This is a genomic window from Flavobacterium sp. W22_SRS_FP1 (assembly GCF_052113685.1).
GTDB lineage: Bacteria > Bacteroidota > Bacteroidia > Flavobacteriales > Flavobacteriaceae > Flavobacterium.
This window is the reverse complement of the sequence record NZ_JBGQOE010000009.1, coordinates 47,872-68,551: the sequence shown is the minus strand read 5'-3', so window position 1 is coordinate 68,551 and position 20,680 is coordinate 47,872. Positions and strand designations below refer to the sequence as shown.

Genomic DNA, 20,680 nt, shown 5'->3' with positions numbered 1-20,680 from the left:
TTTATGGCAAAAGCAATAAAAAAACAAGCCTTGGGAAGAGGGTTATCTGCGTTATTAAAAGATCCGGAAAACGATATTAAATCCGTCTCAGATAAAAATGCTGATAAGGTTGTAGGGAACATTATTGAGCTTGAAATTGATGCGATTGAAATAAATCCGTTCCAACCAAGAAGTAATTTCAATGAAGAATCATTGAGAGAATTAGCTACTTCTATTAAAGAGTTAGGCGTAATCCAACCGATTACAGTACGAAAATTAGACTTTAATAAATACCAGTTGATCTCCGGTGAACGTCGTTTACGTGCTTCTTCCTTAATAGGATTAACTACAGTTCCTGCCTATATCCGTATTGCAAACGATAATGAATCATTGATTATGGCCTTGGTTGAAAACATTCAACGCCATGATTTAGATCCTATTGAAATTGCACTGTCGTACCAGCGTTTAATTGATGAAATTCAATTGACCCAAGAACAAATGAGCGAACGAGTTGGGAAAAAGCGTTCAACAATTGCAAATTACTTACGCCTATTAAAGCTAGATCCGATTATTCAAACTGGTATTCGTGACGGTTTCATTACCATGGGCCATGGCCGAGCAATTATCAATATTGAAAATCTAGATATTCAAACAGATATCTATCAAAAAATAGTAAGTCAGAACCTATCCGTTCGCGATACCGAAGCGCTAGTCAAAAACTATCAGGATAGCTTAAAACCTAAACCTGCTACAAAAGTAAAAACGTCCTCCTTTGAAATAGATGAAGCACACAAAAAAGCGTTTTCAAATTATTTCGGAAACAAAGTAGACCTAAAAGTAGCTGCTAATGGCAAAGGAAAAATTACGATTCCTTTTCAATCAGAAGAAGATTTAAAGAGAATCATTGAACTAATAAAGGGATAGTGAATAAAATTATTTCAATAGGACTACTTTTTTTTGTTTTAGGAAACGCATCTTTATTTGCCCAAGCGAAAACTGATGCCGTTCTAGGTGCTAAAGACACTTTAAAATCAGTTGATATTGATCCTCTCACACCAGCAAAAGCTGCTTTTTATTCAGCTGTCCTGCCTGGTTTAGGGCAAGCTTACAATAAAAAATATTGGAAAATTCCACTTGTTTATGGCGCCATAGGAACCAGTCTCTATTTTTATTTAGATAATAATAAAAAATACAATCAATATAGAGATGCCTATAAACGCAGGTTAGAAGGTTATTCAGATGATGATTACTCCTATCTTGATAATTCCCGTTTAATCGCAGGTCAAAAGTTCTATCAACGTAACCGAGATTTATCCGCGTTATTTGTTGTCGCTTTTTACGCCCTAAACATCATTGACGCCAATGTTGACGCTGCACTATTACAGTTTAATATTGATGAGAATTTATCACTCAAACCAGTTATTTACCCCAATGATGTAACGTTCAAAACAAATGTGGGTCTAACATTTAATTACAACTTCTAATCTCTTAGCCTCAAAGCTGAATTGAAACGAAAATAAAAACAAAAGAAATGAAAATCGCGCTTTTAGGATACGGAAAAATGGGCCAAGTAATCGAAAGGATTGCAAAGGAAAGAGGTCATCAAATCGTTTTGAAAAAAGATGAATATAACACTTATGAAGGTCTTTCGAATGCGGATGTAGCGATTGACTTTAGTATACCGGCAGCTGCAGTGAGTAATATTTCTAATTGTTTCCATGCTAATGTACCAGTAATTTCAGGAACAACGGGATGGTTAGACCATTTTGACGAAATGGTCTCTCTCTGTAAAGAAAAAAACGGAGCATTCATCTCCAGTTCCAACTTTAGTTTAGGCGTTAATATCTTTTTTGAACTGAACGAATACCTCGCTAAAATGATGTCTAAGTTAGAGAGTTATAATGTTAGTATGGAGGAAATTCATCACACTCAAAAACTTGATGCACCTAGTGGCACGGCAATTTCATTGGCGAAAGGAATAATAGAAAACAGTAGTTTTACTAATTGGACATTGGATAGTATAAAAGCAAATGATTCAGGCGATAGCGAACAGTCGAAGCAAATCCATATTGAAGCCAAAAGAATTGGAACCGTTCCTGGAACTCATTCCGTAACCTATGATTCAGCTGTTGACACTATAGAAATAAAACACACCGCACACAGCCGAGAGGGGTTTGCACTTGGTGCTGTAATTGCAGCAGAATGGATTGTTGGTAAACAAGGAGTTTTCACAATGAAAGATGTATTAGATTTAAAATAAAATTTCCAGTTTAAGGTCAATTTAAAAACGAAAAACCTTAAACTCTAAATCCTAAAAAATAAAATTATGACACTATATCAATGGTTTGTATTTTTCTTATTTATCCAAATAATCCACTTTATAGGAACTTGGAAATTATATGTGGCGTCAGGGAAGAAAGCTTGGGAGGCAGCAATACCCGTTTATAATGCGATTGTTTTAATGAAAATTATCAAACGCCCTACTTGGTGGACGCTTTTGCTATTTATCCCAATCATAAACCTGATCATGTTTCCGGTAATCTGGATAGAAACCTTGAGAAGTTTTGGCAAAAAATCAAATTTGGATACTTTTTTAGCCATAGCAACATTTGGTCTATATATTTACTATGTCAATTATACGCAAAAATTAAATTACGAAGCAGACAGAAGCTTAAATTCAGAAAATAAAGCATCTAGTACAATAAGCTCTTTGCTTTTTGCCATCATAGTAGCCACATTAGTTCATACATATTTTGTACAGCCCTACACCATCCCAACTTCTTCATTAGAAAAATCATTGTTGATTGGTGATTTCCTTTTCGTAAGTAAAATCAATTATGGCGCTAGAGTTCCAATGACAACTATTGCTATGCCAATGGTACATGATTCGATTCCCTTTGTTAAAACCAAATCATATCTTAGCTGGCCTCTATTGCCTTATTTAAGAATGCCGGCCATTGAAGAGATAAAACGTACGGATATCGTAGTTTTCAACTGGCCTGTTGACACGGTGCATTATTTTTTCGAAGCAAAAGGTACCCCTGGTGTAATAAAACCCATCGATAAAAAATCAAATTACGTAAAACGATGCGTCGGAGTTCCCGGAGATAGTTTATCTATCAAAGACGGACTTGTATATATAGACGGTAAAGTATTGCAATTACCTGAAAGAGCGAAACCTCAATTTTCCTACTCAGTTGCACTAGACGGAAAAACACCGATTGATTTTGAATACTTGTTAAAGGAACTCGATATAACCGACCAAGTATACTATAAAAATAACGATAAAAGAGACACTTTACTTTTTAGAGCACTGACAGCGGCTGGAGCAGCGACGCTAAAAAATGTTTCAGGAATTACAGCAGTAACACAAGAAATATCACAAGGTCCTGAGGACGGCATATTCCCGAACATAAATAAATGGAACAGAGATAACTTTGGCCCTATATACATTCCTAAAAAAGGAGCAACGGTAGCACTTACAACTGAAACCTTGGCCTTTTATAAAAGGATAATCACCGACTATGAAGCGAATGATGATGGAACCAAAAACGATCTTAAAGTAACTGGAAACGAAATTAGATTGAATGGTGAGATTGTAAAAAACTACACTTTTAAACAAAATTACTACTGGATGATGGGAGACAACCGTCATAATTCTGAAGATAGTCGCTATTGGGGTTACGTTCCTGAAAATCATATTGTAGGTAAGCCTGTATTTATCTGGATGAGTTGGGATACTAACGGGAAAGGCCTAAATAAAGTGCGTTGGGATAGGGTCTTCACCACAGTGAGCGGCGAAGGACAACCAGAGTCCTACTTTAAATACTTTTTGTTTTTCCTTGCAGCCTATTTCGTCGGTGAGTTCTTATGGAAGAAAAGCAGAGCGAAAAAAAACTAGTCAAAAGTTTGAAAGTCAAAAGCCCCAAAGTCCTCTAGAAAGTCTTTGCGGCTTTTGACCTTATGACTTTAAAAACTTTAGACAGATATGGACATTGTACTACAACCCACCTACTTTCCTTCCATTAGCCATTTTGCAGCCATGCTTATGGCCGAAAAAATTACGTTTGAAGTAGAGGATAATTTTCAGAAACAGACCAATCGTAACAGAGCTTATATATATAGTCCAAACGGCATTCAGCTATTGAATATACCAATTAAGCATTCGAAATCCGCGCATCAGAAGACGAAGGAAATTCAGATAGATTCAGACTTTGATTGGCAAAAACAACACTTTAAGTCACTGGAAACCGCGTATAGAAGCTCACCATTTTTCGAATTCTTTGAAGACGATATTCGTCCTATTTTTGAGAAAAAACACAAGTTTTTGCTGGATCTCAATTTCGAAACCTTAGATATTGTATCTAAATGTTTGCGAATAAAATTAGACTACTCCATTTCAACTGAATATTCACAAGAGGTCAATCCTAAGCTTATTACAGATTTTAGATTTCTAGCCAACGGCAAAAAAGACACTTCCGCGTTTGAAAAATACAAGCAGGTCTTTGATGACAAACATGGTTTTATCAACAATTTAAGCATTCTTGATTTACTATTCAATGAAGGTAAATTTACAGTTGACTACATAAAAGACCAACGACTTTTACTCTAAAGACAATTTTGCCATAATGGGATAATGATCTGAATTATCGAAATTAGAAAAGCTTTCAAACTTTTTGACAGTCATCTTTTCATCTGCAAAAATATAGTCGATTCTTGTTGGGTAGTACTTGAACCTATAAGTCTGTCCAAACCCCTTCCCAGCCTCTTCAAAACTATCCTTTAGCGTACCTTTTATATTTCTGTACACATAAGAAAACGCGCTGTTATTCATATCACCACAAATAATAATTGGGTATTCACATTTCTTTTCATGCTCTTTAAAAATCTCTGCCTGCTGTTGTTGTTGTTTAAAAGCCTTAGCTATTCTCTTAAGTAAAATTTGAGATTTATCCTTATTCATGACATCAATGTTTTCAGAAATCTCATTTACATCTGGAGTAATTTTTATTGACTGCAAATGCATATTATACACTCTAATAATGTCCTTTCCTTTTTTAATGTCAGCATAAATCACATTGTTGTTGGAACTAGGAAACACAATATTTCCTTGACTAATAATTGGGAATTTAGAGAAAATAGCTTGACCAGTCTTAATTTTATTCCCCTCCATCAAGATGTATTTATAACGATACAACTTTAAGTCAATGTCTGATGACGCTGAAAATTCCTGAATGCATAAGATATCTGGGTTTTTATCATTGATAAATTCTAAAATTATTCCCGGCACATCCTCTTTATCCAGCCATTTAAACAAATTAAATAGCCGAACATTATAGCTCATTACGACAAAGTCCTTGTTATCCTCTGGGATTTCTTTTGAAGAAAATTTATAAAATTTATTGATAAAAGTAATACCCATCAAAAGTACCAGACCAGATAGAAACATTCGCTTTTTAAACTGAATGGCCCAGTACAAAAAGAACAAACCATTCAATAAAAAAAACAGCGGCATAAACAATGTGAGCACAGATAATATTGGAAATATTTTAGGCGCCAAAAAAGGCAACACATAAGCAATAAAAGTAAGTGTTACTAGAAGAACGTTCAAACCAAACATCCCTTTATTGAACCATGAAAGGTTTTTCATATTGCTTTCTAATCAGTTAAAAACACTAATTCTTATATCCGTAAAAATCGATTGCAATTTTTATTTTCCGGCTTTGAACAAAAATTCTTTTTCTTCTTTATTTAGACTATCATAGCCCGATTTACTTATTTTATCCAAAATCTCATCGATCTGTTGCTGAGCTTTGTCTTTTGTAATTATTCTAGAAGTTCTATTTTCTACTGGTTTCCCATAATTTTTATGCACTTTTTTGAAAGGTGTCGATGCCGGCTTCTTAAAAGAACTGGAAAAGAAATCAATTACCCATGAAACATTTTTACTTAAGTCGGTACCGTTTTGCAGTAACTTGATAAAAACGAAACCAAATAAAGCTCCCGCTAAATGAGAAATATGCCCTCCAGTATTGTCTAAACGAAACTGCATTAAGTCAAGTATCAGTACTACTGCCGTAATATGCCATAGCTTTACATTCCCAATGAGCAATAATCGCACATTCATTAAAGGCTGGTAGGTAGTGACCGCGACCAATATTCCCATAATTGCTGCAGAGGCCCCCACGATCGATGCACTCAAATTTAAAACATAATAAGCTGTTACGAATGCTATACCTGCAAAAATCGCACTCAAAACATACACTCCTAGTAACTGCTTTTGCGTAAAAAAAGTTAAAAAATACGAACTGGCAAAATTAAGAATTACCATATTAAAAAGTAGATGAAAAAAACCGTCATGCAAAAACGAATAGCTTAAGAACGTCCATGGTTTTGCTATAAAATTCGAAGGTTCGGTAGACAAAGCTACCCACGTTGGAAAATTAAACGATCCTACACTAGATTGATAAAAAAACAGCAATGAAACTAGAAAACAACCTATATTCCAATAGATTAGCCTATGAGCGATACCTCCTAATTTGTACTGTGATTTTAAGTCGTCTAAAATATTCATATTTTGAGTTTAGAATTCATTCCAAATACATTACTTATTATATTTAATTCCAACGGTTATCATTAAACTGATTTTTTTTCCAATACCACATGATTAAAAAACCAAATAATGCGCCACCGACATGTGCAAAATGTGCAATACCGCCGCCACCAAAAATCGATTGACCGGAGATTCCTAAATATAAATCTACTAATACTAAACCTGGTACAAAATATTTTGCTTTAATTGGCACGGGAATGAACAATAAAGCCAGCTCAGCATTAGGAAACATAAAAGCAAACGCAACTATCACACCATAAATGGCCCCCGAAGCTCCTACTACTGTCCCTAAAAAAGCACTGGTAAAATCTCCAAACTGAGAAACCGTCATAATCTCCCGCCATTGCGTATTAATTTTGCCTTCATTTAAAAGTTGCAAAACCTCTGCTTTGGCAAATCCATTTTCAGCCAGTATATTAATTCCTTCACTGAAATAATAATAGTTTATTCCCGTATGAAGTAATGCGGCACCTAAACCACAAGATATATAAAAGAATAGAAATTTCTTGCTTCCCCAAATGCTTTCCAAAGCGGAGCCAAATGAATATAAAGCAAACATATTGAAAAAGATGTGCATGTACCCTCCGTGCATAAACATATGTGTGATGGTTTGCCAATACTGAAAACCTGCATTTTCAGGGAAATACATAGCTAACATTTTGTAAGCGCCATCTCCCACAACTTGTGTTCCTATAAAAAACAAGATGTTAATTATAATTAATTGTTTTACCGTTTCGGTTACGTTTCTCATATTGCGAATTTTTTATCTAAATCTTCCACACGCATGGTGATGAAAGTAGGTTTTTGAAAGGGGGAAACATTGGGCTCTTTACAGGCAAAAAGTCCATTTACCAAGTTTTCCTGCTCCTTCACTGTTAACACTGTTCCTGTTTTTACAGCCAAACTTTTGGCCATAGATTTTGCTATTGTATCATTTTGACTGAAACTACTCTCGGGAATACCATCCTGCAAATCGCTCAACAACTGTTCCAACACCAAAGAGACTTCACTTTCTGTGACATTTACTGGGATTCCAGAAATAACAATATGGTCCTTCATTGTTTCCTCAAAAACAAAACCAGTATTAACTAGTGAGAGTTTCAAGTCTTCGATAAGCTCCATCTCAGCTGAGGAAAAGAACAAGTCCAAAGGGAATAATAATTGCTGACTTGATGCTTGATGAACAGTCATATTGGTCAAAAATTGCTCGTATAAAACACGCTGATGTGCCCTTTGCTGATCTACAATAACCATTCCTGATTTTATCGAAGAAACAATATACTTTTTGTGAATTTGATAAGCACTGTGAACAGTTTGCTCGACTTCTCCATCATTGAATAAAGAACCGGTCACTTCTTCACTTTCGAACGAAAAATCTGTATTAACGATACTAAATTCTGAATCTTGTTTCAATCCAACATATAAGCTTTCCCAATTTGCAGTGGGTTCCGGCTTCTTATAACCGGAATAATGTTTATTGACTTTATCATCTGAAAAAGGGTTGAAGCTACCGTCAACTTGAATCGTAGGTGTAGCTCCTTGTAAATCTTTATAGTGATAAGGCGTATCTAAATTTGAATCCCGATCAAAATCCAAAATCGGCGCAACATTAAATTGCCCTAAACTATGCTTAATAGAAGCCCTAAGAATAGCGTATAATGCATGCTCATCATCAAACTTTACCTCCGTTTTAGTAGGATGAATATTGATATCGATCGTATTTGGCGGCACAGTCAAATATAAAAAATAACTCGGTTGTGCGCCATCTTTCAAAATACCGTCATAAGCAGCCATTACGGCATGATGCAAGTAACCACTTTTTATATAGCGATCATTGACAAAGAAAAATTGCTCTCCTCTATTTTTTTTGGCAAACTCAGGTTTACTAACAAAACCCTGAATAGTCACCATCTCGGTTTCTTCTTGAACCGGAACAAGCTTTTGATTAGTTTTACCAGAAAATATATTGACAATTCGCTGTCTCAAGCTAGAGGCAGGCAAATTAAACATTTCACTACCATTATGATAAAACGTAAAATAAATGTTGGAGTGTGCTAAAGCCACACGTTGAAACTCATCCACTACATGGCGGTATTCAACCGTATCCGACTTTAAAAAGTTTCGACGAGCAGGTATGTTGAAAAACAAGTTTTTAACCGCAAATGAGGTTCCTTTTGGCAAAACGGCTACCTCTTGTGATATGAACTTGCTTCCTTCAACGACAATTTGAGTGCCTAACTCCTCTTGATCTTGCTTGGTCTTCATTTCTACATGAGCAATCGCAGCGATTGAAGCCAATGCTTCCCCGCGAAAACCTTTGGTATGCAAAGAAAATAAATCCTCGGCCTTACGAATTTTTGATGTAGCATGACGTTCAAAAGACAAACGTGCATCAGTAACGCTCATCCCCAAACCGTTGTCTACGACCTGAACTAAGGCTTTTCCGGCATCTTTTATAATCAATTTAATATCAGTAGCTCCAGCATCTACAGCATTTTCAAGTAATTCTTTGACAACTGAAGCTGGTCTTTGAACCACTTCTCCAGCAGCAATTTGGTTGGCAACATGATCAGGAAGTAGTTGAATTATACTCGACATTAAAAGAAATATATTAAAAAATTAAAAAAGCAAAAGTGCACAAATTTAATGAAAATCTATTGGGTTTTATTATTAATGTAATTTAAAAAAATAAAAAAGCACGTACAGAAACCGGCTCAATTTACACTGAACAACTACCCATTTTGAAATGCGTTGATTAGCTATTTTCTATCGAAAAATAAAGCATCCGCTTTGTAAACCTATACAATTCAAATAAAAGTAGACAACAGTAATCAAAGCTGTATATAAAAATATAATACAGGAGTATTAAAAGTGCACTGTCTAGATTAAATCTATGAACCAAATAAAAAAAACCTACCCAAATGGAATGGTATAGGTTTCTTATTGTTGTAAAATATAGCGGAATTTAGTGTTTATTCCTTGAGTTCTAAATGCGATCCTTCTTCTAGTTGCACAGCACCCGCGGACAATAAAGGCCCATTAGGTTTTTGATGCGTTAAAGAGGCCTGTTGACGAATGAAAGCCATTTTAATAGCAGAAATGGCGGCTTCCGTGCCCTTATTCCCATGAATCCCGCCACTTCTATCAATAGACTGTTGCATTGTATTGTCAGTAAGAACACAAAAAATAACAGGAATGTCACTTTGTACATTCAAATCTTTTATTCCTTGCGTCACCCCTTCACAAACAAAATCAAAATGCTTGGTTTGTCCTTGAATTACGCAACCTATAGCAATTACAGCATCAACATTTTGAGTTTGCAACATTTTTTTGCAGCCATAAATAAGTTCAAAACTCCCCGGAACATTCCAGCGAATAATGTGCTCTGCTGGAACTTCGTTTTCCAAAAAAGCCTCATGAGCACCGTTATACAATCCTTCTGTTATATTGTCATTCCATTCTGCCACCACTACTCCAAAACGAAAATATTTCGCATTTGGAACAGTATTTTTGTCATAAACAGATAAATTTTTATTTACGGTTGCCATTTGATTGTAGTTTTTTGATTTAAATTTTAATTTGCAATACTAAAGATAGAATTTTGAATCAACAATCTAAAATCTAAAACCAGTAATTTTTTTTAAATCATTTTTACTATTGTGCCAATCCAATCAGAACATCTACAGACGCAGCCTCTGGACTTGCGTCAAAATTTTCCTTAATATCTGTGAAATATTTCAGCGCATCTTCCTTCTTACCTAATTCTAAAGCCGTCTTACCAGCTTTTAACAAGAAACGCGGCGTAGTAAAATCATTCTTGTTTGCAGCAACTGCTTTTAAATAATTATCTAAAGCCTCTTGTGGCTGTTTATTTTGCGAATAAGCATCTCCGATCGCTCCTTTTGCTAAAGCACCTAAAACAATATCCTCAGATTTAAACTTACTTAAATAATCAATCGCTTCAGTATACTTACCTGTATTTAAAAAAGCAATCCCCGCATAATAATTAGCTAGATTCCCTGCGTCAGTACCTGAATACTCATCTGCAATTTTGATAAATCCAAATTTACCTTCAGAACCATTTAACGATAATTTATATAGTGAATCACTGGCAATGCCGTCAGTAGCTTGTTGAAAATTTTGTTGCGCTACAAACATTTCGTTTGCCGCTTCCACTTGCTTTGGTTCAGCAATAAACTTTTGATAAGCCAAATAACCTATCGTGATTAAAGCGACTGCTCCTACAATACCAATAATAAAATTCTGGTTTTTTGCCACAAAAGCCTCTGTTTTTGAAGCAGTATCGTCTAATGTTGAAAACACACCAGCCGTTGTACTGTCTTTTTCATCAACATTTACGTTTTCAGCTGAATCATCAACTGCTCTTTCTTTTGGTGCTTTATATCCTCTTTTACTGTAAGTAGCCATTTCAATTTAATTTAGTGAACCGCAAAAATAAAATTTTTATTCAAACCGACGCAAAAAAATTAAGATTTTATAGATAAATATAAAAAAAACATATTACAACTAGCCTTCCTTGCTCATTAACGGAGAAAGTTTGCGATAGAACAGCTTCAAAAGCTCATTATATCGATAATTTTCAATAATTTGCACCCACTTTCAATAAGCCAGTTAAAAACAACAATCTCCTCTATACCAGCAAGCCCTAAAAATGTATTTAAAAAAGATTTCACTATTCAATTACAAGAATTTTTCCGAAGCAAATTTTGAATTCGAAGGTAAAATAATTTGTTTCGTAGGTAAAAATGGTATCGGAAAAACTAATGTTCTTGATGCCATCTACCATTTATCCTACGGCAAGAGCTATTTCAACCCTTTAGCCGTCCATAACATAAAACACGGCGAAGAATTTTTCGTAATAGATGCCGAGTTCATAAAAAACGATAGAAACGAACAAGTAGTTTGTAGTTTAAAAAGAGGCCAGAAAAAAGTATTGAAACGCAACGGTAAAGCCTACGATAAATTTTCGGATCATATTGGCTTCATTCCGCTGGTTATCATTTCACCCGCAGATCGAGATTTGATTGTAGAAGGTAGCGAAACTCGAAGAAAATTCATGGATAGTGTCATATCTCAATTAGACCCCCATTATTTAAAACAGCTTATTCAGTACCACAAAATAATGAGCCAACGCAATGCTTTGTTGAAATATTTTGCATTAAATCGCGTTTTTGAAAAAGACACACTCTCAGTTTACAATGAGCAACTTAACGGTTTTGCAAAGTATATTTTTGAAAAAAGAAAAGAATTTATCGAACAATTTTTGCCCATTTTCAATGCGCATCATCATTCCATAACGGGTTCTGAAGAAGCCGTTCAACTAGTATATGAGAGTCATTTATTTGAAAAAGATCTACTGCAACTTTTACAAGACAACATAAATAAGGATCGCACATTACAATACACCAGTGTTGGGACTCATAAAGATGACCTCTCTTTTGAAATCGATGGGCATCCCATCAAGAAATTTGGTTCTCAGGGGCAACAAAAATCTTTTTTGATTGCTTTAAAACTAGCACAATTTGAATTCCTGAAAAAGCAAAGTGGCGTAAAACCTATTTTATTATTTGACGACATATTTGATAAATTAGATGAGAGCCGCGTTGGGAAAATAATTGAGATGGTCAACAGCGATACTTTCGGGCAACTATTTATCTCAGATACGCATCCGGAACGAACTGAAGCCATTGTTAAATCGACACATCAATCTTATAAAATTTTTAACCTGTAAATAGCACATTAAATAATTCAAGTACTTAAAAAAATACTTAATTTAGCTTGTTCAATTTTTAAAACAAATACAAATGAAATTTCACTCTATATTTTTTTTAATAGCATCCTTCGTCATTATATCCTGCAACGGACAAACACAAAAAAGTATAAAAACTATTGAACCTAAAGCTTTTGCAGAAAAAATAAAGACAACCGAAAATCCACAAATTCTTGATGTTCGTACACCCGAAGAATTCAACGTGGGTCATATAGAAAATGCCGAAAATATAAACTGGCTTGGTGATAGCTTTGTTCAAGATTCCGAAAAGTACAATAAAACAAAACCCGTTTTTGTTTATTGTAGAAGCGGAGCCAGAAGTAAAAAAGCAACTGAAAAATTAAAAGAACTGGGGTTCAAGAATATTTATGAGATGGAAGGCGGTTTTCTGAAATGGGATGCGAAAGGTCTTTCTCAAAAGTAAAATAAAGCCGCAGCGATAAGTTAGAAACACTTTAATAAGAGCCAAACAATGCTTTCAAAAGACAGCCTACAATTTATAGAAGATTTAAAAAACAATAACAACAGGGATTGGTTTTTAGACAATAAAAAAAAATATGACGTTTTCAAAAAAGACTACCATCAATTAGTTGCTGATTTTCTTGATGCCATGAAACCTTTGGACCCGTCACTAGAAATGCTAGAGGTAAAAAACTGCACTTTCAGAATAAATCGCGACATTCGGTTTTCAAAAGACAAATCCCCTTATAAGTCGCACTTGGGCGTTTGGCTCTCATCGGGTACAAAAGGTCAAAATCGCGCAGGCTATTACGTTCATATAGAAAAAGGGGCTAGTTTCATTGCAGGTGGTTTTTATGCTCCTGAAGCGGAAGACTTAAAAAAAATACGCAAGGAAATTGCTTATTTTTATGAGGATTTAGAAGAAATTCTAAATGAAAAGAACTTCAAAAAAGAGTTTGGAGATTTTGATCGAAACGAAAAAAGTATTCTTAAAAACGGTCCGAAAGGTTATGAAAAAGACCATCCCGCGATTGAAACGTTAAAACTAAAAAGTTTTGAGACTTCTCAACCTTTCGATATTTCTGAAGTTGCCAAAAAAGACTTTGTGTCTAAAATGAGCAAAAAGTTAATTCTTTTAAAACCTTTGAATGAATTCATCAATAGGGCGCTAACTGCTGAAGAATTTTAATTTAGGCCAATGAAAAAAAGAAAGATACTTTTTCTTGGAGAGTCCGATAGAGCCGATGCCATTACCTGGATGAATGGACTCAAGGAATTTGGTGATTTTGAAATCATTAGTTGGGAATTAAAAACCCCAAACAATACCATCTTCAATAGGTTAGCACGGATTTTAGAATTCAAATTTGCCCTTTTTAAGATAAAAAAAATAATAAAACTGCACCAACCTGATATGGTTATTGCTGAAAGAACTACCAGTTATGGTTTCTTAGCTGCCTTATCCGGAGTTAAGCCCGTCGCAATAGCGCAGCAGGGAAGAACTGATTTGTGGCCCGAGAACTCCCCTCTTTTACCATTCAAAAAACTATTACAAAATTATGCTTTCAAAAAAGCGACACTAATACATGCTTGGGGCCCGGTCATGTCCATTTCCATGGCAAAAGCCAATGTTGATATGGATAAAGTCCTAGTATTACCAAAAGGAATTGACTTGGTAAAATTCGAAAACAGGAACTCAACTAATCCAACCCAAATTTCCGCCATTGTGACCCGCTCATTGATGCCTGAATACCGTCATGATATCATTCTAAAAGCTTTTGCCATTTTAAACAACAAAGGGATAGAATTTACCCTTACGATAGTTGGAGAAGGAACACAGCGAGCTGTTTTAATGGATTTAGCCAAAAAATTAAATATAGAGAATAAAGTCCTTTTTACCGGACGTATACCGAATACAGAATTACCAAAATTGTTACAAGCATCAAACTTCTACATAAGTATGCCTATAACCGAAGGAGTCTCAGCATCGCTGTTTGAAGCTATGGCATCGAATTGTTACCCAATAGTAACGGATATTCCAGGAAATCAAAGTTGGATACGACATCGTGAAAACGGCCAACTTATTGCTTTGGATGACGCCAAGATGCTCGCCGAGGAACTATTATGGTCGTTTAAAAACAAAGCGCAACGGGAACAGGCCCTTCTAATTAATCGAAAATTTATTGAAAATAACGCAGATTATAAAATCAATATGAAAATCATAGCGAATAAATACCACGAGTTAATCAACACAAATACCATCACTTAATTATGTGCGGAATTAACGGCTTTTTTTTAACAAACTCATCAAGAGTTTACAAAAAGGAGACACCAGAATGATTCCTTACATAATGCCATTATTTATGATGCATATCTGGATGAAAAATTATACGAATAAATTTTAATCCTTACTTTTGGATCTCGAATTCATCAATAAAAAAGAACTTTCTTTTATGAAACAGGAAATACAAAATAATTTCTCTTTAAAAAATTACAATACATTTGGCATTGAAGCCAAAGCAAAACAATTTGTTGCAGTTCAGTCTGTCGATGAATTGAAAACCATATTGGAACAAAATAAATTAGAGCAAAAATTTATCCTTGGTGGCGGAAGTAACATGCTTCTGACGAAAGACATAGAAGCTTTGGTTATTCATATCGATTTAAAAGGAAAAAAAATCATTTCTGAGAATGAAGATTTCGTCTGGGTAGAGTGTAAAGCTGGCGAGAATTGGCATGAATTTGTGCTTTGGACCATTGACCAGGACTTTGGCGGCCTAGAGAACATGTCTCTTATACCCGGAAATGTAGGTACTACTCCAGTTCAAAATATCGGTGCCTATGGCACAGAGATTAAAGACACATTTGTTTCTTGCGAAGCACTTTCTTTAGAAGAGCAAGAAACAAAAACATTTACAAAAGAAGAATGCCATTTTGGCTACCGAGAGAGCATTTTTAAAAACGAGGCAAAAGACCGCTATATTATTACATCTGTTGTTTTCATATTGACCAAACGCAATCACAAAATCAACACTTCATATGGTGACATTACAAACGAGTTGGCAAAAAACAACATTAGCACTCCTAGCTTAAAAGAGGTGAGTAATGCTGTAATTGCGATTCGGAAAAGCAAATTACCGGATCCAAAAGAACTAGGTAATAGTGGCAGTTTCTTTAAAAACCCCATTCTGCTGAAGTCAGATTTTGCAAAAATCCACCAGCAGTTCCCTGAAATGAAATATTATGACATTTCTGAAACCGAAGTAAAAGTGCCCGCTGGCTGGTTAATTGAACAAGCTGGATTTAAAGGAAAACGTTTTGGCAACGCCGGAGTCCATGAAAACCAAGCTCTTGTTATAGTGAATTATGGTAATGCCACAGGACAAGAAGTTTTAGATGTTTCAAAGAATATCCAAGAAACTATTTTAAATAAATTTGGTATCCAAATTGAGGCTGAAGTCAATATTATCTAATTTTAGATTTAAAATCTTTAACAACTAAGATATGTTCATTCCTGATATTTACAAAAACGAAAATCAAGAAGAAATCAGAGCTTTTCTGGTCAAGTATAGTTTTGGTATTCTAGTCAATCAAACTAATGGAAAATTATGTGCGACCCACATTCCGCTTGAATTAGACACAAATAAAGAGGGCAAAGAAATTTTGTTGGGCCATATTTCAAAAGAAAACCCACAATGGAAAGGATTCGCTGACAATGACCAAGTTTTAGCAATTTTTTCTGGACCCAATTCCTACATTTCCTCGTCCTGGTACAATCACGAAAATGTGCCCACCTGGAATTACATTGCGGTCCATGTATACGGAAAGATTAAAATCATTGAAGGAGAAGCAGTAATTGATTCTCTAAAAAAACTCATAGACAAATACGAACAAAATTCTGACAACCCTATTCGAATAGCCAATTTATCGGAACAAACTATGATACAAACCCGCGGAATTGTGGCGTTTGAAATAGAAATTCAGGAAATACAAGCCACAAAAAAAATGTCTCAAAATCGAGACGACACCGACCATTCAAATATAATTTTGGAGTTAGAAAAAACAAAAAGTGCGCAGTCGATTGCTGTCGCGAAAGAAATGATAAAATGCCGAAAGTAATTGAAATTTACCTATTGATAATTGATAATTGCGAATTACCTTTGCGCTCGATTTCATAATATATAAAACTCAGATGCTTATACTAATTCTTTACTTTTTTATTCTTATTGTCGCCATTCAACTCGCTTTTTATCTAGGCATTTTCGGCAAATTTGCTTTTGCGAAAGCGCAAAAAACAACGCCCAAAAAAATCTCAATATCGGTTATTGTTTGTGCTAAAAACGAAGAAGAAAATGTAGCCAACTTTATCTCACTGCTAGCTGAACAAGACTATCCCGATTTTGAAATCATATTGATTGACGACGCTTCGAGTGACAATACCTTAGAAGTTTTTGAAGATTTTGAAAAACAATACTCTAATATACGTTTAGTAAAAGTCCAAAATAACGAGGCTTTCTGGGGAAACAAAAAATACGCACTGACTCTAGGAATAAAAGCGGCAAAAAAAGAGTATCTATTATTTACAGATGCCGATTGCTACCCTACTTCCAAAGAATGGATTACCGCTATGAGTTCCCAGTTTACTATGCAGAAAACTATTGTATTGGGATTTGGCGGTTATGAAAAAATAGCAAATTCTTTTCTTAATAAATTAATTCGCTTCGAAACTTTACTTACCGCAATTCAATATTTTTCATGGGCAAAAGTAGGACGCCCTTATATGGGTGTGGGAAGAAATTTAGCTTATAAAAAAGAGGAGTTTTTTAACGTAAATGGGTTTATAAGCCACATTCAAGTACGATCTGGGGATGATGATTTATTCATCAACGAGGCCGCTTTCGGAAAAAACACAACGATTAGCTATGCTCCAGAAAGCTTTACGTATTCTAAACCCAAGACAACATTTAAGGACTGGATTACACAAAAAAGACGACACGTCGCGACGGCAAAACATTACAAAAAGTTTGACAAACTGCAACTGGGGACTTTCTATTGCTCCCAATTGTTATTTATTTCGCTTCCTGTAGTATTATTATCCTTTCAATTTCAATCGATATTAGTATTGGGCTTAATAGCAATCCGATATTTAAGCGCTTGGATTGTCGTTGGTTTTTCAGCAGGCAAACTAAAGGAGAATGATTTAAAATATTGGTTCCCTATTATAGAGTTAGTGCTTATATTTACACAAATTAATATCTTTATCAAAAATATCTTCTCAAAACCAGTACATTGGAAATAAATATACAACTAGAAAAAGCAAAAAAGGGGGACCAAGCCGCCTTTACCTTTCTCTTGAATTATTATTGGAACGAAGTATATGGCTTCATGTTAAAACGCGTAGAGAACGAGACTACTGCTGAGGATATTACTATTGAAACTTTCTCGAAAGCATTTGATAAAATAGCGACTTACAATCCTGAATTTCAGTTCAACACCTGGCTAATCAGTATTGCTAAAAACGTCCATATTGATTTACTTCGTAAAAAAAAGTCAAGCCTTTTTGTGGAAACTACTGATAAGGAAGACCAAAAGGCATACAATATAGCAGACACCACTCCGTCTAAAGAAGACGAGCTAATCACAGAACAAAACCTGTCGCAGTTACTGCGCTACATCAAGGAATTGAAACCCCATTATCAAGAGGTGATTCAGTTGCGTTATTTCCAAGAAATGACTTATCAGGAAATTGCCAATTCAATTGACGAGCCACTGAGTAACGTAAAAGTGAAGTTACTTCGTGCCAAAAAGTTGTTGGCAGAGATTATTAGAGATAGAAGGTAATTGACCTTTTCTTATTTTAAAAATTCATTTGATTATAAATTCTTTAAATCTATTCCCCCCTGCATTATTTTGAAGAGAAGCCATACGCGTTTTGAAATCTTTGAAAACCAAATGGACTCCGGGAATGATTGGTGCAAAACCAATGCGAACATCCTATAATTTGCCTGTAACGGTTCAGATGAACTAATTTCAAACACCTATACCAAAAGCAGAATCGGGAGGTTCTGCTTTTATATGTTTATTTAAAACTGGAAAAGTATATCATAAATACTACCATAGCCCAGATTGCAGAGGATATCCTTGTGTTTAAAAATCGATTTTTTCTTGACAAAAAGCAGCGACTGAAAGAAGCTGCTTTTTGTCTTAGAAAAAACCATTTTTAAATGCAAAATGGAAACGCAAAGCTGGAAAGAGCTACTAAAATTTAGACTTGTTATTTTGTACCAAATCAATACTAAAGCTTGGGGCCTAAACCCCTTGTTTTAAATCCCCTTTGCTTATCTTTGTACTTTGAAAAAAATAAATATGGAAACAGTTTTAGAAAAAACTTTACCAACGACAAAGCCAAAATGGTTGAAGGTAAAGCTACCAATAGGAAAAAAATATACTGAGCTTCGAAGCTTAGTCGACAAATATAGCTTGAATACGATTTGTGCCGCGGGAAGTTGCCCAAATATGGGCGAATGCTGGGGTGAAGGCACGGCAACTTTTATGATTCTGGGAAACACCTGTACCCGTTCTTGCGGTTTTTGTGGTGTTAAGACCGGTAGACCCGAAACAGTAGACTGGGATGAACCCGAAAAAGTGGCGCGTTCGATTAAAATCATGAATATCAAGCATGCTGTAATTACTAGTGTAGACAGAGATGATTTAAAAGATGGTGGTTCAATCATTTGGATCGAAACCGTAAAAGCAATTCGTAGAATGAACCCTATGATTACTATAGAAACTTTGGTTCCTGATTTTCAAGGTATCGAAAGGAATATAGATCGGATTGTAGAAGCTAATCCTGAAGTCGTTTCGCATAATGTAGAAACAGTACGTAGACTGACTCGCGAAGTGCGCATTCAAGCAAAATACGACCGTAGCTTAGAAGTGTTGAGATACCTAAAAGAAAAAGGAATCAACAGAACTAAGTCAGGAATAATGTTGGGTCTTGGCGAACAAGAAGAAGAAGTTTTTCAAACCATGAGAGACTTACGTGCCGTAAATGTAGATATCGTAACAATAGGACAGTACTTACAACCTAGTAAAAAACACTTACCAGTTAAAGAGTTTATCACACCCGAGCAATTTGCGGTTTATGAAAAATTTGGACTGGAGTTAGGTTTTCGTCATGTAGAAAGCGGCCCTTTAGTTCGTTCTTCTTATAAAGCACAAAAACACCTTCTATAAAAAATGTTTTAAGTTTCAGGTTTAAAGTTTGCTGCGCTTATTCGCCTGCCCTTAGGTCAAGTTGAGCTACTTTAAACCTGAAATATGAGATTTTAAATAAAAAATATTGAAAACAAGAGTTGCCATAAATGGCTTTGGAAGAATTGGTCGAAATCTATTTCGTTTACTTTTAAACCATCCGACTATTGAAGTTGTAGCCATAAATGATATTGCCGACACAAAAACCATGGCACACTTGGTAAAATACGACAGTATTCACGGAGTTTTGCCATACAAAGTCAGTGCGGATGAAAAGGGAATACTAGTCGACTCCAACCATTTTTTGTTTTTTCATGAAAAATGCATTTCAAACTTAGATTGGGAAAGCATAAATATAGACTACGTAATCGAATCTACAGGAAAACACAAGACTTACGAAGAACTTAATGCACATATTGTTGCTGGTGCCAAAAAAGTCATTCTCTCAGCTCCTTCTGAGGTAGATAGCATAAAAACAGTAGTCCTAGGAGTAAATGAGTCTATTCTCGACGGAACTGAAACCATTATATCGAATGCAAGTTGCACGACGAATAATGCCGCGCCCATGATGAAAGTGATAGACGAGCTTTGTGGCATCGAACAAGCTTATATCACAACAATTCATTCTTATACAACAGACCAAAGCTTGCACGACCAACCACACAAAGATTTACGCAGAGCACGTGGGGCTAGTCAGTCTATTGTACCTACAACAACTGGTGCAGCCAAGGCACTATCAAAAATTTTTCCTGACTTAGAAGGAAAAATAGGAGGCTGCGGTATTCGCGTCCCGGTCCCTGATGGTTCATTGACCGATATTACCTTTAACGTAAAACGGAATGTTACGATAGCTGAAATAAATGCAGCCTTCAAAACTGCAGCGGAAGGTAGTCTAAAAAGAATACTGGATTACACTGAAGACCCTATTGTATCAGTGGATATAATAGGCAACACAAACTCTTGCGTATTTGACGCACAATTGACTTCTGTAATCGATAAAATGGTAAAAGTAGTGGGCTGGTATGACAATGAAATAGGGTACTCTTCTCGAATAATTGACTTAATACTTCTAACAAAAAAGTAAA

General features: G+C 35.3%; 21 protein-coding genes. 15 read left to right on the top strand and 6 right to left on the bottom strand.

The window, feature by feature from the left end; genetic code table 11:
* The first annotated feature begins 3 nt into the window (after positions 1-3).
* The 5 genes from ACEN2H_RS07265 to ACEN2H_RS07245 all read left to right on the top strand — a co-directional run bounded on the left by ACEN2H_RS07265 (position 4) and on the right by ACEN2H_RS07245 (position 4,591).
* Positions 4-903 carry a ParB/RepB/Spo0J family partition protein gene (locus ACEN2H_RS07265; protein ID WP_441731657.1) on the top strand — a complete coding sequence of 300 codons (900 nt, stop codon included), beginning with the start codon at positions 4-6 and terminating at the stop codon, positions 901-903.
* Positions 903-1,463: a DUF5683 domain-containing protein gene (locus ACEN2H_RS07260; RefSeq protein WP_441731656.1), complete on the top strand. Its 561-nt coding sequence runs from the start codon at positions 903-905 to the stop codon at positions 1,461-1,463. Before ACEN2H_RS07265 ends, ACEN2H_RS07260 begins: the two co-directional genes overlap by 1 nt.
* Positions 1,464-1,510: 47 nt before the next feature.
* Complete coding sequence (gene dapB, locus ACEN2H_RS07255; protein ID WP_441731655.1) at positions 1,511-2,239, top strand: 4-hydroxy-tetrahydrodipicolinate reductase; 729 nt, start codon at positions 1,511-1,513, stop codon at positions 2,237-2,239.
* Positions 2,240-2,305: 66 nt separating this feature from the next.
* Positions 2,306-3,880 (top strand): signal peptidase I, encoded by a 1,575-nt coding sequence (gene lepB, locus ACEN2H_RS07250; protein WP_441731654.1) that lies wholly within the window; start codon positions 2,306-2,308, stop codon positions 3,878-3,880.
* Between the two features lie 87 nt (positions 3,881-3,967).
* The gene (locus ACEN2H_RS07245) at positions 3,968-4,591 is read left to right on the top strand and encodes a WbqC family protein (RefSeq protein ID WP_441731653.1); all 624 of its coding nucleotides are present in this window, start codon (positions 3,968-3,970) and stop codon (positions 4,589-4,591) included.
* Here the strand turns inward: ACEN2H_RS07245 and ACEN2H_RS07240 are convergent.
* The 6 genes from ACEN2H_RS07240 to ACEN2H_RS07215 all read right to left on the bottom strand — a co-directional run bounded on the left by ACEN2H_RS07240 (position 4,583) and on the right by ACEN2H_RS07215 (position 11,020).
* Positions 4,583-5,629 (bottom strand): endonuclease/exonuclease/phosphatase family protein, encoded by a 1,047-nt coding sequence (locus tag ACEN2H_RS07240; RefSeq protein WP_441731652.1) that lies wholly within the window; start codon positions 5,627-5,629, stop codon positions 4,583-4,585. The genes ACEN2H_RS07245 and ACEN2H_RS07240 overlap by 9 nt on opposite strands.
* Positions 5,630-5,689: 60 nt before the next feature.
* Positions 5,690-6,553 carry a rhomboid family intramembrane serine protease gene (locus tag ACEN2H_RS07235; protein WP_441731651.1) on the bottom strand — a complete coding sequence of 288 codons (864 nt, stop codon included), beginning with the start codon at positions 6,551-6,553 and terminating at the stop codon, positions 5,690-5,692.
* 43 nt (positions 6,554-6,596) lie between these two features.
* Entirely contained in the window at positions 6,597-7,343 is a 747-nt protein-coding gene (locus ACEN2H_RS07230; RefSeq protein WP_441731650.1) for a rhomboid family intramembrane serine protease, read from the bottom strand.
* On the bottom strand, positions 7,340-9,190 hold the full coding sequence (gene mutL / locus ACEN2H_RS07225; protein ID WP_441731649.1) for a DNA mismatch repair endonuclease MutL: 1,851 nt from the start codon (positions 9,188-9,190) through the stop codon (positions 7,340-7,342). Before mutL ends, ACEN2H_RS07230 begins: the two co-directional genes overlap by 4 nt.
* Before the next feature lie 374 nt (positions 9,191-9,564).
* Positions 9,565-10,140: a 6,7-dimethyl-8-ribityllumazine synthase gene (ribH, locus tag ACEN2H_RS07220; protein WP_441731648.1), complete on the bottom strand. Its 576-nt coding sequence runs from the start codon at positions 10,138-10,140 to the stop codon at positions 9,565-9,567.
* 106 nt (positions 10,141-10,246) lie between these two features.
* On the bottom strand, positions 10,247-11,020 hold the full coding sequence (locus ACEN2H_RS07215) for a tetratricopeptide repeat protein (protein ID WP_441731647.1): 774 nt from the start codon (positions 11,018-11,020) through the stop codon (positions 10,247-10,249).
* 244 nt (positions 11,021-11,264) lie between these two features.
* Here ACEN2H_RS07215 and recF point away from each other — a divergent pair, with 244 nt between their 5' ends.
* The 10 genes from recF (at position 11,265) to gap (ending at position 20,679) form a co-directional block, all read left to right on the top strand.
* Positions 11,265-12,344, top strand: coding sequence for a DNA replication/repair protein RecF (gene recF / locus ACEN2H_RS07210; RefSeq protein WP_441731646.1), 1,080 nt, complete (start codon positions 11,265-11,267; stop codon positions 12,342-12,344).
* A 73-nt stretch (positions 12,345-12,417) separates the two neighbouring features.
* Positions 12,418-12,807 carry a rhodanese-like domain-containing protein gene (locus ACEN2H_RS07205; protein ID WP_441731645.1) on the top strand — a complete coding sequence of 130 codons (390 nt, stop codon included), beginning with the start codon at positions 12,418-12,420 and terminating at the stop codon, positions 12,805-12,807.
* A gap of 48 nt (positions 12,808-12,855) precedes the next feature.
* Complete coding sequence (locus ACEN2H_RS07200) at positions 12,856-13,533, top strand: DUF2461 domain-containing protein (RefSeq protein WP_441731644.1); 678 nt, start codon at positions 12,856-12,858, stop codon at positions 13,531-13,533.
* 9 nt (positions 13,534-13,542) lie between these two features.
* Positions 13,543-14,610: a glycosyltransferase gene (locus tag ACEN2H_RS07195; RefSeq protein ID WP_441731643.1), complete on the top strand. Its 1,068-nt coding sequence runs from the start codon at positions 13,543-13,545 to the stop codon at positions 14,608-14,610.
* A gap of 184 nt (positions 14,611-14,794) precedes the next feature.
* Positions 14,795-15,814 carry a UDP-N-acetylmuramate dehydrogenase gene (gene murB, locus ACEN2H_RS07190; RefSeq protein ID WP_441731642.1) on the top strand — a complete coding sequence of 340 codons (1,020 nt, stop codon included), beginning with the start codon at positions 14,795-14,797 and terminating at the stop codon, positions 15,812-15,814.
* 31 nt (positions 15,815-15,845) lie between these two features.
* The gene (locus ACEN2H_RS07185; protein ID WP_441731641.1) at positions 15,846-16,460 is read left to right on the top strand and encodes an FMN-binding negative transcriptional regulator; all 615 of its coding nucleotides are present in this window, start codon (positions 15,846-15,848) and stop codon (positions 16,458-16,460) included.
* A 73-nt stretch (positions 16,461-16,533) separates the two neighbouring features.
* On the top strand, positions 16,534-17,640 hold the full coding sequence (locus ACEN2H_RS07180; RefSeq protein ID WP_441731640.1) for a glycosyltransferase: 1,107 nt from the start codon (positions 16,534-16,536) through the stop codon (positions 17,638-17,640).
* Positions 17,631-18,182, top strand: coding sequence for an RNA polymerase sigma factor (locus tag ACEN2H_RS07175; RefSeq protein ID WP_441731639.1), 552 nt, complete (start codon positions 17,631-17,633; stop codon positions 18,180-18,182). The genes ACEN2H_RS07180 and ACEN2H_RS07175 overlap by 10 nt, the downstream gene beginning before the upstream one ends.
* Before the next feature lie 525 nt (positions 18,183-18,707).
* Positions 18,708-19,577 (top strand): lipoyl synthase, encoded by an 870-nt coding sequence (gene lipA, locus ACEN2H_RS07170; RefSeq protein ID WP_441731638.1) that lies wholly within the window; start codon positions 18,708-18,710, stop codon positions 19,575-19,577.
* Positions 19,578-19,683: 106 nt separating this feature from the next.
* Positions 19,684-20,679: a type I glyceraldehyde-3-phosphate dehydrogenase gene (gap, locus tag ACEN2H_RS07165; RefSeq protein ID WP_441731637.1), complete on the top strand. Its 996-nt coding sequence runs from the start codon at positions 19,684-19,686 to the stop codon at positions 20,677-20,679.
* The last annotated feature ends 1 nt before the right edge of the window (position 20,680 follow it).

Bases quoted from the DNA above. Each gene is read 5' to 3' on its own strand.
- ACEN2H_RS07245 (WP_441731653.1), top strand. From the start codon at position 3,968: ATGGACATTGTACTACAACCCACCTACTTTCCTTCCATTAGCCATTTT.
- ACEN2H_RS07235 (WP_441731651.1), bottom strand. From the start codon at position 6,553: ATGAATATTTTAGACGACTTAAAATCACAGTACAAATTAGGAGGTATC.
- ACEN2H_RS07265 (WP_441731657.1), top strand. From the start codon at position 4: ATGGCAAAAGCAATAAAAAAACAAGCCTTGGGAAGAGGGTTATCTGCG.
- ACEN2H_RS07180 (WP_441731640.1), top strand. From the start codon at position 16,534: ATGCTTATACTAATTCTTTACTTTTTTATTCTTATTGTCGCCATTCAA.
- murB (WP_441731642.1), top strand. From the start codon at position 14,795: ATGAAACAGGAAATACAAAATAATTTCTCTTTAAAAAATTACAATACA.
- lepB (WP_441731654.1), top strand. From the start codon at position 2,306: ATGACACTATATCAATGGTTTGTATTTTTCTTATTTATCCAAATAATC.
- recF (WP_441731646.1), top strand. From the start codon at position 11,265: ATGTATTTAAAAAAGATTTCACTATTCAATTACAAGAATTTTTCCGAA.
- ACEN2H_RS07205 (WP_441731645.1), top strand. From the start codon at position 12,418: ATGAAATTTCACTCTATATTTTTTTTAATAGCATCCTTCGTCATTATA.
- ribH (WP_441731648.1), bottom strand. From the start codon at position 10,140: ATGGCAACCGTAAATAAAAATTTATCTGTTTATGACAAAAATACTGTT.
- ACEN2H_RS07240 (WP_441731652.1), bottom strand. From the start codon at position 5,629: ATGAAAAACCTTTCATGGTTCAATAAAGGGATGTTTGGTTTGAACGTT.
- ACEN2H_RS07200 (WP_441731644.1), top strand. From the start codon at position 12,856: ATGCTTTCAAAAGACAGCCTACAATTTATAGAAGATTTAAAAAACAAT.
- ACEN2H_RS07215 (WP_441731647.1), bottom strand. From the start codon at position 11,020: ATGGCTACTTACAGTAAAAGAGGATATAAAGCACCAAAAGAAAGAGCA.
- lipA (WP_441731638.1), top strand. From the start codon at position 18,708: ATGGAAACAGTTTTAGAAAAAACTTTACCAACGACAAAGCCAAAATGG.
- ACEN2H_RS07185 (WP_441731641.1), top strand. From the start codon at position 15,846: ATGTTCATTCCTGATATTTACAAAAACGAAAATCAAGAAGAAATCAGA.
- ACEN2H_RS07195 (WP_441731643.1), top strand. From the start codon at position 13,543: ATGAAAAAAAGAAAGATACTTTTTCTTGGAGAGTCCGATAGAGCCGAT.
- dapB (WP_441731655.1), top strand. From the start codon at position 1,511: ATGAAAATCGCGCTTTTAGGATACGGAAAAATGGGCCAAGTAATCGAA.
- ACEN2H_RS07230 (WP_441731650.1), bottom strand. From the start codon at position 7,343: ATGAGAAACGTAACCGAAACGGTAAAACAATTAATTATAATTAACATC.
- mutL (WP_441731649.1), bottom strand. From the start codon at position 9,190: ATGTCGAGTATAATTCAACTACTTCCTGATCATGTTGCCAACCAAATT.